General features: G+C 38.7%; 17 protein-coding genes. 11 read left to right on the forward strand and 6 right to left on the reverse strand.

Features of this window, described 5'->3' with window-relative positions; all coding sequences use genetic code 11:
- Window positions 1-304: 304 nt before the first annotated feature.
- From hisG to CVS89_RS01905, 5 genes are read right to left on the reverse strand one after another with little or no spacing between them, the layout of a single operon-like run.
- Window positions 305-913, reverse strand: a complete 609-nt coding sequence (gene hisG, locus CVS89_RS01885) for an ATP phosphoribosyltransferase (protein ID WP_107848123.1) — start codon at window positions 911-913, stop codon at window positions 305-307.
- Window positions 907-1,539 (reverse strand): type III pantothenate kinase, encoded by a 633-nt coding sequence (locus tag CVS89_RS01890; RefSeq protein ID WP_107848124.1) that lies wholly within the window; start codon window positions 1,537-1,539, stop codon window positions 907-909. Before CVS89_RS01890 ends, hisG begins: the two co-directional genes overlap by 7 nt.
- Window positions 1,526-1,858 carry a hypothetical protein gene (locus CVS89_RS01895; RefSeq protein ID WP_021085298.1) on the reverse strand — a complete coding sequence of 111 codons (333 nt, stop codon included), beginning with the start codon at window positions 1,856-1,858 and terminating at the stop codon, window positions 1,526-1,528. Before CVS89_RS01895 ends, CVS89_RS01890 begins: the two co-directional genes overlap by 14 nt.
- Window positions 1,855-2,862, reverse strand: coding sequence for an L-seryl-tRNA selenium transferase (locus tag CVS89_RS01900; protein WP_012140326.1), 1,008 nt, complete (start codon window positions 2,860-2,862; stop codon window positions 1,855-1,857). Before CVS89_RS01900 ends, CVS89_RS01895 begins: the two co-directional genes overlap by 4 nt.
- Window positions 2,862-3,425, reverse strand: coding sequence for a hypothetical protein (locus CVS89_RS01905; protein WP_021085040.1), 564 nt, complete (start codon window positions 3,423-3,425; stop codon window positions 2,862-2,864). The genes CVS89_RS01900 and CVS89_RS01905 overlap by 1 nt, the downstream gene beginning before the upstream one ends.
- Before the next feature lie 124 nt (window positions 3,426-3,549).
- On the opposite strand from CVS89_RS01905, the gene gatC reads away from it, so the two are divergent.
- The 10 genes from gatC to CVS89_RS01955 are packed head-to-tail and all read left to right on the forward strand — an operon-like array spanning window position 3,550 to window position 11,667.
- Complete coding sequence (gene gatC / locus CVS89_RS01910) at window positions 3,550-3,837, forward strand: Asp-tRNA(Asn)/Glu-tRNA(Gln) amidotransferase subunit GatC (protein ID WP_021087429.1); 288 nt, start codon at window positions 3,550-3,552, stop codon at window positions 3,835-3,837.
- Window positions 3,838-3,840: 3 nt separating this feature from the next.
- Window positions 3,841-4,974 (forward strand): type IV pilus twitching motility protein PilT, encoded by a 1,134-nt coding sequence (locus CVS89_RS01915; RefSeq protein WP_021085022.1) that lies wholly within the window; start codon window positions 3,841-3,843, stop codon window positions 4,972-4,974.
- On the forward strand, window positions 4,974-5,591 hold the full coding sequence (locus CVS89_RS01920) for a CvpA family protein (protein ID WP_107848157.1): 618 nt from the start codon (window positions 4,974-4,976) through the stop codon (window positions 5,589-5,591). Before CVS89_RS01915 ends, CVS89_RS01920 begins: the two co-directional genes overlap by 1 nt.
- Window positions 5,588-6,055, forward strand: coding sequence for a Fur family transcriptional regulator (locus tag CVS89_RS01925; protein ID WP_002941362.1), 468 nt, complete (start codon window positions 5,588-5,590; stop codon window positions 6,053-6,055). The genes CVS89_RS01920 and CVS89_RS01925 overlap by 4 nt, the downstream gene beginning before the upstream one ends.
- 4 nt (window positions 6,056-6,059) lie before the next feature.
- Window positions 6,060-7,568: a lysine--tRNA ligase gene (gene lysS / locus CVS89_RS01930; RefSeq protein WP_223154912.1), complete on the forward strand. Its 1,509-nt coding sequence runs from the start codon at window positions 6,060-6,062 to the stop codon at window positions 7,566-7,568.
- On the forward strand, window positions 7,565-8,809 hold the full coding sequence (locus CVS89_RS01935; protein WP_107848125.1) for a serine hydroxymethyltransferase: 1,245 nt from the start codon (window positions 7,565-7,567) through the stop codon (window positions 8,807-8,809). Before lysS ends, CVS89_RS01935 begins: the two co-directional genes overlap by 4 nt.
- Window positions 8,809-9,351: a DUF1882 domain-containing protein gene (locus CVS89_RS01940; RefSeq protein WP_107848158.1), complete on the forward strand. Its 543-nt coding sequence runs from the start codon at window positions 8,809-8,811 to the stop codon at window positions 9,349-9,351. The genes CVS89_RS01935 and CVS89_RS01940 overlap by 1 nt, the downstream gene beginning before the upstream one ends.
- Window positions 9,352-9,360: 9 nt before the next feature.
- A complete protein-coding gene (locus CVS89_RS01945) occupies window positions 9,361-10,254 on the forward strand; it encodes an SPOR domain-containing protein (protein ID WP_107848126.1) in 894 nt (297 codons plus the stop codon).
- Window positions 10,251-11,039, forward strand: a complete 789-nt coding sequence (locus CVS89_RS01950; protein WP_107848127.1) for a shikimate dehydrogenase — start codon at window positions 10,251-10,253, stop codon at window positions 11,037-11,039. The genes CVS89_RS01945 and CVS89_RS01950 overlap by 4 nt, the downstream gene beginning before the upstream one ends.
- 31 nt (window positions 11,040-11,070) lie before the next feature.
- On the forward strand, window positions 11,071-11,667 hold the full coding sequence (locus tag CVS89_RS01955; RefSeq protein ID WP_107848128.1) for a hypothetical protein: 597 nt from the start codon (window positions 11,071-11,073) through the stop codon (window positions 11,665-11,667).
- A gap of 245 nt (window positions 11,668-11,912) precedes the next feature.
- Here CVS89_RS01955 and CVS89_RS01960 read toward each other — a convergent pair whose 3' ends face one another.
- Window positions 11,913-12,974, reverse strand: coding sequence for a TRAP transporter substrate-binding protein (locus tag CVS89_RS01960; protein WP_103574330.1), 1,062 nt, complete (start codon window positions 12,972-12,974; stop codon window positions 11,913-11,915).
- 92 nt (window positions 12,975-13,066) lie between these two features.
- On the opposite strand from CVS89_RS01960, the gene pyk reads away from it, so the two are divergent.
- Window positions 13,067-14,518 carry a pyruvate kinase gene (gene pyk / locus CVS89_RS01965; RefSeq protein WP_107848129.1) on the forward strand — a complete coding sequence of 484 codons (1,452 nt, stop codon included), beginning with the start codon at window positions 13,067-13,069 and terminating at the stop codon, window positions 14,516-14,518.
- Window positions 14,519-14,993 lie beyond the last annotated feature (475 nt).

Genomic DNA, 14,993 nt, shown 5'->3' on the forward strand with positions numbered 1-14,993 from the left:
TTCGCACTCGCCACATATAGCTGTTTTTATCTTAATCCTCTTTTTGATTACTACACTATCGTAAATTTTATATATGATGATCTCAACTTTCAATGAGTTATAATCAAATGCTATAACATGTGCTATAGCGGTAACCTACACAAAATTTTATCTCTACTAGTCTCATTAAGCCTCTAACAACTGATCAAATGACTCGAAAAAACGTCTTTAATCTTTTATTTGGAACACCTGATTAATTAGATAAATAACTTCAAAATGCAATATAAAAAGAATAAATGGTGCGATAAATTTAAATTATATTATTTTAAATTTCATCTTTTATTTTTTTATAAAGCTCTAGAATTTCATCCTTTTTAATTATAAAACTATTTTTATTTGCGATCAGATAGGCTGAGCTTTGCATGATGTCACCAGCTACTTTTAGCCCATTTTGCTTCATGGTTGAGCCAGTTTCGACCACATCGACAATCGCGTCGCTTAGTCCAACAAGTGGTGCTAGCTCGATCGAGCCATAGAGTTTGATGATCTTCACGCCAACGGCAAGCTTTGCAAAGTAGTTTCTAGTGATATTTGGCATCTTAGTAGCGATCTTTAGCTCAGACCTTGAAAAATCAAGCTCATCTTCGTTTTTTATGCCGATGCAGACCTTGCACTTGCCTATTTGTAGATCAAGCAACCTCACTACATTTGGTTTATGCTCTTCAAGCACGTCAAGGCCGACCACGCCGATATCTGCAGCGCCTTCGGTGACGTATGTTGGAATATCTTGGTTGCGAACCATTAAAAATCTAAAATTTCCCTCTTCAAGGATGAGTTTTCTATCCTCAAACATAAAGCTCGAACCAAAAATTTTTTTAAAAATTTCAAGTGTATCTTCTGCTATTCTGCCTTTTGGTAGTGCTATTGTTAACATATTATTTCATCTCTCTTTTCGGTTATTAATTTTTGCATTGAACGAAAGATTAACATCTTATCTGAAATGGCATTTTTAAAAAATTTAGACAAAAAATCTCCATCTCCGCCCGTAAAATACACTTTTTTATCGCCTGCAAGTTTGTGTAAAAGAGTAATTATAGGTTTAATGATGCCATAACTTACCGCATCGCTTGTTTTTTGTGGTAGAGCATCAATATCTATTTGAGAATTTATAGTTATATCAAGACGCGGAGAAATGCTTTTATAGGCATTTAACATGCTAGATATCCCTGGCAAGATATAGCCTCCAAGATGGATTGAGTTTGCCATTATATCAACTGTTATAGCGCTTCCAGCATCAACTATCACACCGTTTTTTATGGAATAACATGCTGCAATCCTATCTATACCAAGTCCTTGATATATTGTATCTATCGCAAAATAAGGCTCTAAGTTTATAAACATTTTATTATTTTTTAGAAAAGATAAAACTTCATCATTCACAGATATAAAGAATACTTTTTCTTCTGGTTTGTAGTTTTTGAAATCAGATATTTTTAAACGAGTGATTACCCCATCTTTTAAAAATGTAGCATTGGTGTTGCCTATATTACATAAAGTCATAACATCGCCAATTGCTATTTTGTAGCTCTTTTAATGCCTTAGAGCAGATTTCTGAACTATAAAATATTATTTTTTTCTTCAAGCTTATTTGAAATTTTGTTTCTATTTTTTTACAAATTTCTTCAAGTTCTAGGGCTTCTTTACGCAATAATCTACTTTTTGCTGTTCTCAAAAAGATGAGATTATAAAATTTTTTTTCATCAACTCCCCAAAAGATCTCAAGCGTTTTTTTGGAACAAAATTCTTTCGTATCTATTGTCTTGAGATCCCTTAGCAAGATCTTTTTAGCTTCAAAAAGCTCCCAAATTTTTTGGTTCATTGCCCTAGATTAACATACTCGTTATCGTAGTAAAATGCGCCATTACCCATGAAGCTTTTATCTTTTATCTCGTCGCTAAATTCATAAATTTCAGCTCCGCTAAGGTCTAAATTTGTCTTTATAACATAGCCTGTTTTTTCGATGACATAGAGCTTATTGTTGATGATAGTAGCCGCTGAGAAGATAGCAAATTTAAAATTTACCTTATTTTGCTCTTTTAGCATGAGGTCTGTTCTTACTATCGTGCCATCTTTTTTAAAGATGTAAATTTCATCGTTATGAACTAGCACGTCTTTGATCTCGCCGTCATAATAGACTGTCTGACTTGGGTTGATGACGATTAGTTTTTTGGCTGTTGCTGCGATTAGGTTATCGCCCTCAACGCCTAAAAATATGATATTGTTAAAGAAATTTTCAGAGCTTACGACAACGTCGCGTAAAATTCTACCAGTCTCTTTTTGTACGATATAAATTTTACCATCAAGCGCTGGATAGACGATGAGTGAGCTCATAAAGTAAGGTGCCACAACTCTTGAATCAACCGCTGCGATGTCAGATGAGCTATACTCCATTAGTGTCGTAGCTGTGTTGATATCGATAAGGTAAATGTGGTTTGATGCGCTGATAGCTGCAAGTTGGTTTTGATCAAGTGAGGCTGCTACGATCGCAGTTGGGAATTTACCACTATAAACGCTGTGACCGCTAGGATCAGTCACGTTTAGATCGCCATTTATGCTAGCTGAGATGACAAAGCCGTTGTTTTCGTTTAAGAAGTTGAAATTTTCAGGCAAAGTAACGCTTTTGTTTAGCCCATTTTTAGTGATGATGTTGCCATTATCCAGCGTTGCGCCATTTGCATTTGCTGATTTGATGTAAGAAGGAAGATCTTTTGATAAAGATATCTCACCAGAAGTTTGTGCAGGCTCAAAATATTGTCTTTTTGTGCCGCATCCGCTTAGAACTAAAGCCAAGGCAAAAGCCAAGAATAGTGTAAGTTTTTTCATTATTTTATTCCCTGATAGTGTTTTAAATTTTTAACTAAAGTTTGTAGTTGTGAGTCAAGTGCGATCTTGTCAAATTCCACATTTGCCTCTTTGATTTTATTTTGTTTTAAAAGCTCAAAACCTTTTAAAAGTGCGTTATATTCGCTTAAAATTTGAGTATTTGCGTCGCCAGTTTGTGAAAGGATGATATCTTTTACGATCGGATTTACCTTTAAATTTGCAAGCTCGCTAATGCCTTTTGTATCGTTTTTATCAAGCATTTGCCCAAGTGAAAAAAGTGCATATAAGCTTGGCTCTTTCTCCTTTAAAACATTTAAAGCACTTGCATCATTTGGATTTAAGATAAGCTTTGAATAGGCTAAATTTGCCTCCTCAACTCTGTTGTCGTTTAAAACCTTACTAGCGTAAAACCCGATGAGTGCGACGATAGCTGCCACGCAGAGCACGATCAGCAAAGTTTTGTATTTCCTAAAAAAACGCTCTCCCTTTATCATACTCTCAAGAAACTGTTCCTGGGCGTCGATCTCTTTTTTTATCTCGGTTAAGTCTTCTTTTATAGCCAACGTTTTTCCTTGCTTTTGAAAAATTTTAATTCGCAGATTTTAGCATAATTAAATTAAAAGTAGCCCAAAATTAAAGCTTGAATGTGATATAATGCCTCAAAATCAATTAAAAGGTTGCTTAATAATGCAAATAGACGACACTCTCTTAAATAAACTAGAAAAACTCTCAGCATTACAAATTAATGATGAAAAAAGAGAAGAGATCAAGAAGCAATTAAGTGAAATCGTATCTTTTGTCGATATTTTAAACGAGCTTGATCTAAGCAGCGATGAGGCCGTAGTCAGCTCTATAAAAGGTGGCACTCCATTAAGAGAAGATGAGCCACATTTAAGTGACGTTGTCGATGAAATTTTAAAGCACGCCCCTTCACGCGAAGGACACTTTTTTGCTGTGCCAAAGATCATAGAGTAAAATATGGATCTAATCGAACAACTAAGAGCGCAAAGCTCGGATGCCCAAACCAAAGCATCAGAGAGCAATCTCTCTGGTGACATCCAAACGCTTTTAAAAACCGTTGTTTTTAATAAAGCCAGTGACCTCCACCTAGTCTCAAGGTCTGAGCCTCAAATAAGGATAGATGGCACTTTAAGGCCGCTTGAATTTGGCGTGCTAAGTGGCAAAGATATAGAAAATTTATGCTACGCTCTAATCACAGACGCCCAAAAGAGTGAGCTTGAAAATAATAAAGAGCTTGACTTTGCTATTGAGCTTCCAAATATCGGACGCTTTCGTGGTAACTACTACTACACGATGAATGGCGATCTAGCCGCAGCTTTTCGTATCATACCTATCGACATCCCTTCGCTTGATGATCTAAATGCACCACAAATTTTTAAATATATCATCAAACGAGAAAAGGGTCTTATCCTGGTTACTGGACCAACAGGCAGTGGTAAATCAACGACGCTTGCTGCGATGCTTAATGAGATAAATTTAAATTATAGAAAGCACATTATCACCGTTGAGGACCCAGTCGAGTTTGTGCATAACAACAAAAAAGCCCTATTTTCACATAGAAATATCGGCACCGACACGCACTCTTACTCAAAGGCGCTAAAATTTGCACTTCGTGAGGATCCAGATATTATACTTGTGGGCGAGATGAGGGATAGAGAGACGATCTCTACGGCTATTACAGCAGCTGAGACTGGGCACCTAGTCTTTGGCACTCTTCACACAAACTCAGCTATACAAACTATAAATAGGATCGTTGATAGCTTTGATGGAAGCGAGCAGCTTCAAGTAAGAAATATGCTTAGCGTTTCGCTAACTGCTGTCATCTCACAAAGTCTGATCCCAAAAATAGGCGGCGGAAGGTGCGCTGTGCATGAAATTTTGATAAATAACATGGCAATTTCAAACTTGATACGCGAAAACAAAGTGCATCAAATTTACTCTCAAATGCAGCTAAATCAGCAACAAACTGGCATGAGCACGCAGACTCAAGCCCTGATGAAAGCGCTAAAAGAGGGCTTGATCACAAAAGAAAACGCGCTAGCCTACTCAACTAGCCAACAAGAACTTCAAAATTTAATAGGAACTGTATGATGGATTTAGTAACTTGGTTTGACATTATCGTCATCGCCCTTGTCCTGATACTTGGTGTAAAAGGCATAATAAACGGGCTTATAAAAGAGACTTTTGGACTTATCGGACTTATCGGCGGTCTAGTTGTCGCTAGTAGATTTTCAGATGTAGCTGAGAGCTTCATAAGCAAAAATATCTATAAATTTGAAAATCCTTCATTTTTACAATTTGTCGCATTTATCGGACTTTGGCTAGTCTTTTGGCTAGTTTGTCTGCTAGTTGGCAAATTTTTATCAAAGATGGTTTCAGTAAGCGGGCTTGGCTTTTTAGATAGGCTTGGTGGATTTGTCATGGGAAGTGGCAAAATTTTCCTCACATTTTCAGCAGTAGTCGCCGTGATGTCAGGCACTTCGCTAAATAAAATGATCGAGCCATACTTCACAAACAGCAAAGTCTATCCGCTCCTACTTGAAACTGGTAGATGGATAACAAATATTGATGTGAAAAACATCAAAAATGAGCTAGATGAGATGGTAGTAAGACCAAAGGATACAAACAAGAGTGATGCATTTATATCAATGGATGCAAATGCAAGCACAAACACCGACACAAACGTCACTAAAGGGGAAGAAAAATGATAGAAAATTTAGAATATGATGCCTTGCTTGAGAAATTTAAAAGAGTTCTTCGCGACAACGGTTTAAAATATACAAAACAGCGTGAAATTTTACTAAAAACGCTTTATAACAACGACGAGCACTTTACGCCAGAGAGGCTATATCTTTTCATAAAAGAGACCTATCCTGAGCTAAATATCGGCATCGCAACTGTTTATAGAACGCTAAATTTACTAGAAGAATCAGAGATGGTAACATCTATCAGCTTTGGCTCGCAGGGCAAGAAATTTGAGCTTGCCACAAAGCCACACCACGACCACATGATATGTAGAAAGTGCGGCCTTATCATAGAATTTGAAGATCCTATGATAGAAAAAAGGCAGATAAGCATCGCAAAAGAGCATGGCTTTAAACTAACTGGTCACATGATGCAGCTTTATGGAATTTGCGAAAAATGTTCAAAAAATAATATAAAGGGAAAGTAAGGTGATATTTGACAACCAACACGAAATTCAAAGATTAGAAAGCATAGATGAGCTTAGAAATTTAGGTATAAATCCATATCCACATTTTCTTAGAAGAGATATGAATATCTCTAAATTTAGACTTAAATTTAACTATATAAAAGATACAGAAGAGAAAAAAGCAGAGGGGCAGCTAGTTGGCCTTGCAGGCAGGATAAAGCTGATCCGTGACGCTGGTAAAGCGGTCTTTGCAAACATAGAAGACGAAAATGGAAATTTACAAATTTATTTTAGCAACAAGACACTTGACCCAGAGTGGTTTAAAATCGTTAAAAAATATGTAGAAATAGGCGACATCGTCTATGTTAGAGGCTACGCTTTTATAACAAAAACTGGCGAATTTTCAATGCATGTAAATGAGCTTAGCTTAGCTACAAAATCAATTAGTCCGCTTCCAGAGAAGTACCACGGGCTAGTTGATGTTGAGACAAGATACCGCCAAAGATACCTTGATATGATAATGAACCCTGAAGTTAGGGCTGATTTTAAAAAGCGCTCGGTGATTATAAGCACGATTAGAAGATTTTTTGAAGAAAAGGGCTTTTTAGAGGTTGAAACTCCGATGCTTCACCCAATAGCTGGAGGCGCAAATGCAAAACCATTTGTGACATTTCACAACGCCCTTGGAGTTGAGAGATACCTAAGGATCGCTCCTGAGCTATATCTAAAACGCCTTGTAGTTGGTGGTTTTGAAGCTGTTTATGAGATGAACAGAAACTTCAGAAATGAGGGCATGGATCTAACCCACAATCCTGAATTTACAAGTATTGAGTTTTACTGGGCATATCACAACTACCACGATCTAATGGGCATTACAGAGGATCTATTTAATGTCATTTTAGAAAAACTTGGCATGGAGAAAGTGATAAATTTTGATGGCATGGAGATTGATTTTAGTAAGCCATTTAAACGCATAAGCTATAAAAAAGCCCTAGTCGAGATAGGCGGACTTGCTGAAGATATCGTAAGCGATAAGGCTAAAATTTTAGCAAAACTAAGAGCTGATGGCTTTGAAGCAAACGAGAAGCTTGACCTTGGTCACTTGCAGGCTGAACTCTTTGACAACTACGTAGAGAGTAAGCTCATCCACCCAACTTTTGTCATCGACTATCCGATCTCTATAAGCCCACTTTCAAGAAGAAGCGACACAAATCCTGATGTGGCAGAGAGATTTGAGCTATTTATCGCTGGTCGTGAGCTAGCAAATGGCTTTAACGAGCTAAATGATCCAATCGATCAATACAACCGCTTTAAAGCGCAAATCGATGCTAAAAATGCAGGAGATGATGAGGCTCACGAGATGGATGAAGACTATGTAAAAGCCCTAGGATACGGCATGCCGCCAGTTGCAGGAGAAGGCATAGGTATAGATAGACTTGTGATGCTTTTAACAGATAAAAAATCAATCCGCGATGTTGTTCTCTTCCCAGCGATGAGACCACTAAAAACTGAGACAAAGGAGAATGAAAAATGAGTTTGCAAAGCTACGATAAAGAAATTTTTGACCTAGTAAATTTAGAGTTAAAGCGCCAGTGCGACCATCTAGAAATGATCGCTAGTGAAAATTTCACTTATCCAGATGTTATGGAGGTTATGGGCTCAATCCTAACAAACAAATACGCTGAGGGCTACCCTGGCAAGAGGTATTATGGTGGCTGTGAATTTGTCGATGAGATCGAGCAAATCGCGATTGATAGATGCAAAGAGCTCTTTGGATGCGAATTTGCAAACGTTCAACCAAACTCAGGCTCTCAGGCAAACCAAGGCGTTTATGGTGCTTTGCTTAATCCAGGTGATAAAATTTTAGGCATGGATCTAAGTCACGGCGGACACCTAACTCACGGCGCAAAGGTAAGCAGCTCTGGCAAGATGTATGAGAGCTTTTTTTATGGCGTCGAGCTTGATGGTCGCATAAACTACGATAGAGTTATGGATATCGCAAAGATAGTAAAACCAAAAATGATCGTTTGTGGCGCTAGCGCATACACAAGAGAGATCGAGTTTAAGAAATTTAGAGAGATAGCTGACGCTGTTGGCGCGATACTCTTTGCAGACGTTGCTCACATAGCGGGTCTTGTGGTAGCCGGTGAGCATCAAAATCCTTTCCCGCACTGCGACGTCGTAAGCTCAACTACGCATAAAACTCTAAGAGGCCCAAGAGGCGGCATCATCATGACAAACAACGAAGAGTACGCTAAAAAGATAAACTCTTCTATCTTCCCAGGCATCCAGGGCGGACCACTAGTTCATGTCATCGCTGCAAAGGCAGTTGGCTTTAAGCACAACCTTAGCCCTGAGTGGAAAATTTACGCCAAACAAGTAAAAGCAAACGCTAAAAAACTTGGCGAAGTGCTAATAAGCAGAGGCTTTGATCTAGTAAGCGGTGGCACTGACAACCACCTTATATTAATGAGCTTCTTAAACCGCGAATTTAGCGGAAAAGACGCGGACATCGCTCTTGGAAATGCTGGCATAACTGTAAATAAAAACACAGTCCCAGGCGAGACAAGAAGTCCGTTTATCACAAGCGGCATACGTGTAGGCAGCCCAGCTCTAACAGCTCGTGGCATGAAAGAATCTGAGTTTGAGCTAATAGCAAACAAGATCGCTGACGTGCTAAGCGACATCAACAACGCATCTTTACAAGAGAAGATCAAGGGCGAGTTAAAAGAGCTAGCTCATAAATTTATAATCTACGATAAAGCGACATTTTGATGCAAAGTATTGATACATCTCTTATAAAAATCATCACGACACACTACTACATCAAGCGTGATACGATAGTAAATAAGATAGAGTACAAGGGTAAAATTTTCTTTGATAAATTTGAAAAGATCAACGAACCACTAACGTATAGCGTCATGAAGGACCACGAGGATGGCAAGTCTATCATCGCCCACTCGCTAATCAATGCAAGTGACAAGGTCGAAAATATAGTCTTTGACTACAATGGCAGAACTCCAGATAGATTTTGGCATAGAGCGCAGCTTCTTTTAAGAGAAGAAGGCTTTATAAATTTCACAGCCTACGAGACCAAGACGCCAGGACATTTACACCTTTATGTGCATAAAGGTCACACTACGCTAAATGAAGCTTGCACGCTTGCAAATATGCTAAGTGCAAAGCTCTCACAAAAGCTAGCCAAAGAGTGGAGAATGTTCCCAAATCAAGATATGCCAAAAGAATTTAACATCCTAACTTTGCCATATAACCTCTATCAAAAAGAGCGTGGGGCAAGTTGGTCAAAATATATGTAAGGAGAGATAATGGAAAACGAAGAGTTAAAAGATATACTTTTAGAAAAGGATGATGAGGCAAAGGGTGCTAAACTAAAGAAACTTCTTATGTTTATAGCAGCTCTTGTTATACTATTTTTAATCATCATCGTAGCCATGAAGATTATAAACTCAGGCGACTCGACACAAGCACAAAATGAAGCTGACTCAAGACTAGTTCTGCCTCCAGTGCCAGCAGAGCAGCCAGTCGATACTCAGGTGCCTGCACAAGATACAAATTCAGATGTTAAAAAAGGCGATACCCAGCTTTTCGAGCAAGTGCCTATCGTGCCTGAAAATAAGCAACAAGATGATTTTGAAGATATGATCAAAAAGCTAAAAGATAAAGAAGGCGCAAAATCAGCTCCTAAAACTGAAGAGCCAAAAGAGGCGGTAAAAGCTGTCGAGCATCCAGCTGAAGCACCTAAAAAAGCTGAAACAAAGGTAGAGGCTTCAGCTAAAAAAGCTGAAACTAAGAGCGAAGCTAAAGCAGAGAAAAAAGCTGAAGCAAAGCCAGCTAAAACTGAGGCAAAAACAGAGAAGAAAGCTGAAACTAAAGCTGAGAAAAAACCTGAAACAAAGGTAGAGAAAAAGGCTGAAGCTCCTGCAAAAGCAGAAAAAGTAGAGAAAAAAGCTGAAACTCCAGCAAAAGCTGAGAGCGTCGCAAAAGGCTCTTATGTTCAAGTATTTGCAACTAGTAAATTTAACCCAAATGCCGACTATATGAAAAAAATAGCAGCCAAAGGCTATAGCTACAAAACTATAAAAGCTGGCGAGCTAACTAAAATTTTAGTTGGTCCATTTGATGAAAAAGGGCTACAAAAAGCTGTAAATGACATAAGAAAAGATGTCAATAAAGACGCTTTTATCTTTAGAGCAAAATGAAAACCTTCGCAGTTTTTGGAGATCCGATAGCTCACTCGGTATCTCCAAGACTACACAACAAAGCCATTGCCGATCTAGCTCTTGATGCCCTATATACTAGGGTTTTGCTAAAAGATGGCAATGAGCTAATCAATAAATTTAAATCCTTAAAACTAAACGGCGCAAATGTCACGCTCCCACATAAAGAATTTGCTCTAAATTTAGCCGATGAGCGCTCAGAAGCAGCCCAAAAAATAGGCTCTGCAAACACTTTGGTGCTAAAAAATGAAAAAATTTATGCCTACAACACTGACGCACCTGGCTTTTTAAAAGCGATAGCAAATTTCAAAGAGGCAAAAAGCGCCATCATTCTTGGAGCTGGAGGCACAGCAAACGCCCTAGCCTACGCACTTAGATCGCAAAACATAGATGTTTGCATACTAAATAGAAGCAAGGCAAGACTTGATAAATTTAAAGATCATTATGAGTGCTTTAGCTGGGATGATTATAAAGAGCATAAATTTGATCTGGTGGTAAATTCAACCTCAGCAGGGCTAAAAGATGACCTTTTGCCAGCACCAAAAGTGATTTTAGATGGCATTTTAAAAAGCGCTAAATTTGCATTTGATGTTATTTACGGCAAGCAAACGCCATTTTTAAAAGAGGCAAAAAGGCAAAATTTAGCATGTAAAGACGGAGCTGATATGCTCTTGTATCAAGCGGTCTTGGCGTTAAATTTATTTTATAACAGCAGCCTTGATGAGAAAAGGATAGAAATTTCCATGCGAGAGGCTCTTAGTTTATAAAGCTCGCAAGACCACATCGTTTAAAATCAAAATGGATAAATCATCAAGCTTAATAAATAATGCTCTAAAGCTTAGCGATATAAATTTTAACTCCTTTAGCCACTCTAAAAACTGGATCGGCTTTTTTGAGATAGAGGATGAAAGCTGGGCTTCTGGTGTAGATACCGCGCTAAAGCTTTTTGATAAATATTTTAATAAATTTAAAAATGAAGTATTTGTCATAAGCGCCTTAAACTACGATGATACTAACTTGAGTAATGAAACGCTTGAAGTAAAAACTTTGCACGATAAATTTAAAAAGCTAGGCATCTTGCAAGAGCCAAATGAGCACTTTGATCTTGGTTTAAATAGTGAAATTTTGCTGCCTGCCATCTGCCTTAGGATAGATGCTTTGAGATTTAATGAGATCAAAGATCTGGCTAAACTACTTATGCTTTATACATACTCCTTAAACGAGTGGTGCTTTTTTATCTTTCCAAGCCTAAATTTAGCGCTTTATCCACATGATGAGAAGGGCTTTGGCTGCATCGGACTAAATGACGATACAAAAAATGGGAGAGAATTTCTGAAATTTTGTAAAAAAGAGAAAAATGCAAAGGTTGTTTTAAGAGAGCAAAATACCAACTAAATTTTAAGATCACACAAAACCAAAAAGCCCTCCCTTGCCGAAGCAAAGGAGGAAAATTTTTATTTCTCAAACGCTTTTTGCAAGCTAAATGGAAACGCCTGATAGCCCATAACAGTTATATTAGTCTGTACTAGCATTAGATCTTTTTTGATAATGTTCTTGACAAGAAAAAAGAAAATTCTATGCAAGAAGTTCTTAATTTATAGTTTTAAATTTTAAAAAGCAGGGAGAGCTCCCTGCTGTGGTTATTTCTCTTCGTTTGTTTTGATGTAAGCGTAGTCAGAAATTTTAGTCCACTCTCTTGCTTTTTTGAGGAAAGCTCTTTGAGACTCGACGATCTCTTTAAATAGTGGATCTTTTGCGCTCTCTTCATCAAGTAGCTCGTTTGTAGCCTTTTTAAGAGCTGCTATGACCTCTGGTGGGAAAGATTTTACTTGGATGTCTGGGTACTCAGCCTTCATCTTGTCCCAGTACTCTACGTTTGCGTAAAATACCTTAGTATTCACATCTCTTGCCACCTCAGCAGCAGCCGCTTCAAAGATAGCTTTTAGATCATCTGGAAGTTTTTCATACGCATTTTTGTTGAAGAAAAACTGAGTTTCGCCGTTTGGCTCTTGCCAGCCTGTGTAGTAGTATTTTGCCACTTTGTGGAAGCCAAGTGCCATGTCATAAGCTGGGCTTACCCACTCGACTGAGTCGATCGTGCCCATCTCAAGCGCCATGTAAAGCTCGCCAGTTGGGATAGTGTTGATATTTGCGCCAAGTTTAGCGTAAATTTCGCCGCCAAAGCCTGGAATTCTGATCTTTAAGCCTTTGATATCATCAACTGACTTGATCTCTTTTTTAAACCAGCCGCCCATTTGCATGCCAGTGTTGCCAGCTCTAAAAATTTTGATGTTATATGGGTCAAAAACTTTCGCCTCTAGCTCTTTGCCGCCGCCAAATTCATACCAAGCTGTTTGCTCGTCGGTATTCATCATAAATGGTGTCGCTGTAAAGAACATTGTCTTAGGGTCTTTGCCTTTGTAGTAGTAGCTAGCTGTGTAGCCGATGTCGTATTGACCGCTCTTTGCAAAGTCAAGCATCGCAAAAGGCGACTTGTGTTTTGATGGGTAGTCGATCCTGATCTCGATGCGGCCGTTACTCATCTTTTCGACCTTCTCTTTTAGCTCTTTTGGCACGTCACCAAGCACTGGCATAGTGCTTTCCCATGAGGTTGCAAGCTTGAGCTTATAGACTTTGTCATCTCCCATGGCAGCGCAAGCAAGAGCTGCTAGACCAAGAGACGCTAATAAAAATTTATTCATACTCTCTCCTTTAAAAATTTTGCATATTATACAAAAAATTTACATTATTAAAATGTGTTATAATCGCAAAAATCAAATTACAGGGCATAAAAATGATAAAAAAGACGAAAATTGTAGCGACTTTAGGGCCAGCAAGTGACAACGAAGAGACGATGGAGGCGATGGTTAAAGCAGGGGTTAATGTTTTTCGTTTAAATTTTAGCCACGGAACACACGAATACCACAAATCAAACATCGACAAGATAAGAAACATCGAAAAAAGACTAAACAAACGCATAGGCATCTTGCAAGATATCTGCGGTCCAAAGATCAGAGTTGGCAAGCTTAGCGAGCCATTTTACTTAAAAGCTGGCGACGAGCTTAGCATTTATGCCGAGGATATCGTGGGCGAAAAGATCGAAAAGGGCGTTTATAGAGTGAGCCTAAATCAGCCTCAAATTTTACCTATGCTAAAGGCTGGCGAGTACGTCTATCTCTACGATGGCTCGATCAGAGCACGAGTTACAGGCGAGGGCAAAGAGGTGGTAAAAACCATCATCGAAAATGACGGGATTTTAAACTCAAACAAAGGGGTAAATTTCCCAAATACCGCCCTTGGCATCGACATTATCACGCCAAAAGATAAAGAAGATATGGAATTTGGCGCAAAGCAGGGCGTAAATTTCGTTGCTATTAGCTTCGTGCAAGACGCAAATGACGTGATAAAAGCGAGAAATATCTTAAAAGAATTTGGCTCCAAAGCGGCTATCTTGTCTAAGATCGAGAAATTTGACGCGGTCGAAAACATAGACGACATCATCGCAAAGAGTGATGGCATCATGGTAGCTCGTGGCGATCTTGGCATAGAAGTGCCATTTTACAAAGTTCCAACCATACAAAAGCTTATCATCAAAAAGGCAAATGCAGCCAGCAAACCAGTCATCACAGCAACTCAGATGATGCTAAGCATGGCAGAGCATGAAACTGCCACAAGAGCGGAGATCAGCGACGTGGCAAATGCCGTGCTAGACGGCACTGATGCGGTTATGCTAAGTGAGGAGAGCGCGATCGGCAAAAACCCAGTCGCAGTCGTAGAGGCGATGAGCAAAACGATCATCCAGACGCAAAGCATCTATCCATACAATAAATTTGACGAATTTGACTTTTTTGACGAGACTGACATGGTCGCAAATAGCGCAGCTTCGCTAGCCGTGCGTATCAAGGCCAATGCGATACTCTCTATCACAGGCTCAGGCAAATCAGCCATAAAACTAGCTAGAAACCGCACAAATATCGATATCATCGCTATCGCGCACGACGAGCAGACAGCTCACATGCTGACTCTTGCTTGGGGCGTGACGCCAGCGCTCGTGCTTGAAAAAACAAAGCTAAATGTCTTACTTGCAAATGTCATCAAAAAGGCTTACGACGCTGGATATGTCGAGCATGACAAGACCTACCTCGTCACGGCTGGCCACCCAACAGGCGTAGAGGGCAGCACAAACCTCATACGTATCATCAGACGCGACCAGCTTGATTATTACCTAGACCTTGCAACTGAGTAAATTTATGGATTTTAGTGCCTGATATTTTGGGCACTAAAATTTCTTTTAAATTTATACGCTTTTATGCACTCGCCTTGAAAATCTACCGAATTACTAAATTTAGAGCCTGATATGCCAGATCTAAATTTGAAATTTAAACTATGTGCTTTAAAATGAAACTACTACTTTTTTGTAAATTTTAAAAATCCATTCACTCCCAAGAATTGACTACTAAAATTTGGCTTCGCTTACAGCTTAGCTCAATTTTAGAGCGGAAATTACTCGTTCGTGAAATTTTAAAATTTGCTTGACACCTATCTAATTTAACTAAGTTATTCTGAAAATTTTAAAATCTTATTCACTCGCCTTAGCAACTTACTAAATTTAGGGCTCATAACTATTCGCCACTAAATTTAGAAGCGTGATATGCTCGCTCATAAATTTTAAAATTTGTCTGACACTTGTTTGATGATAAACCGCATGCAGTGCGAAGCAC

This window comes from Campylobacter concisus (assembly GCF_003048615.2).
Classification (GTDB): Bacteria; Campylobacterota; Campylobacteria; order Campylobacterales; family Campylobacteraceae; genus Campylobacter_A; species Campylobacter_A concisus_C.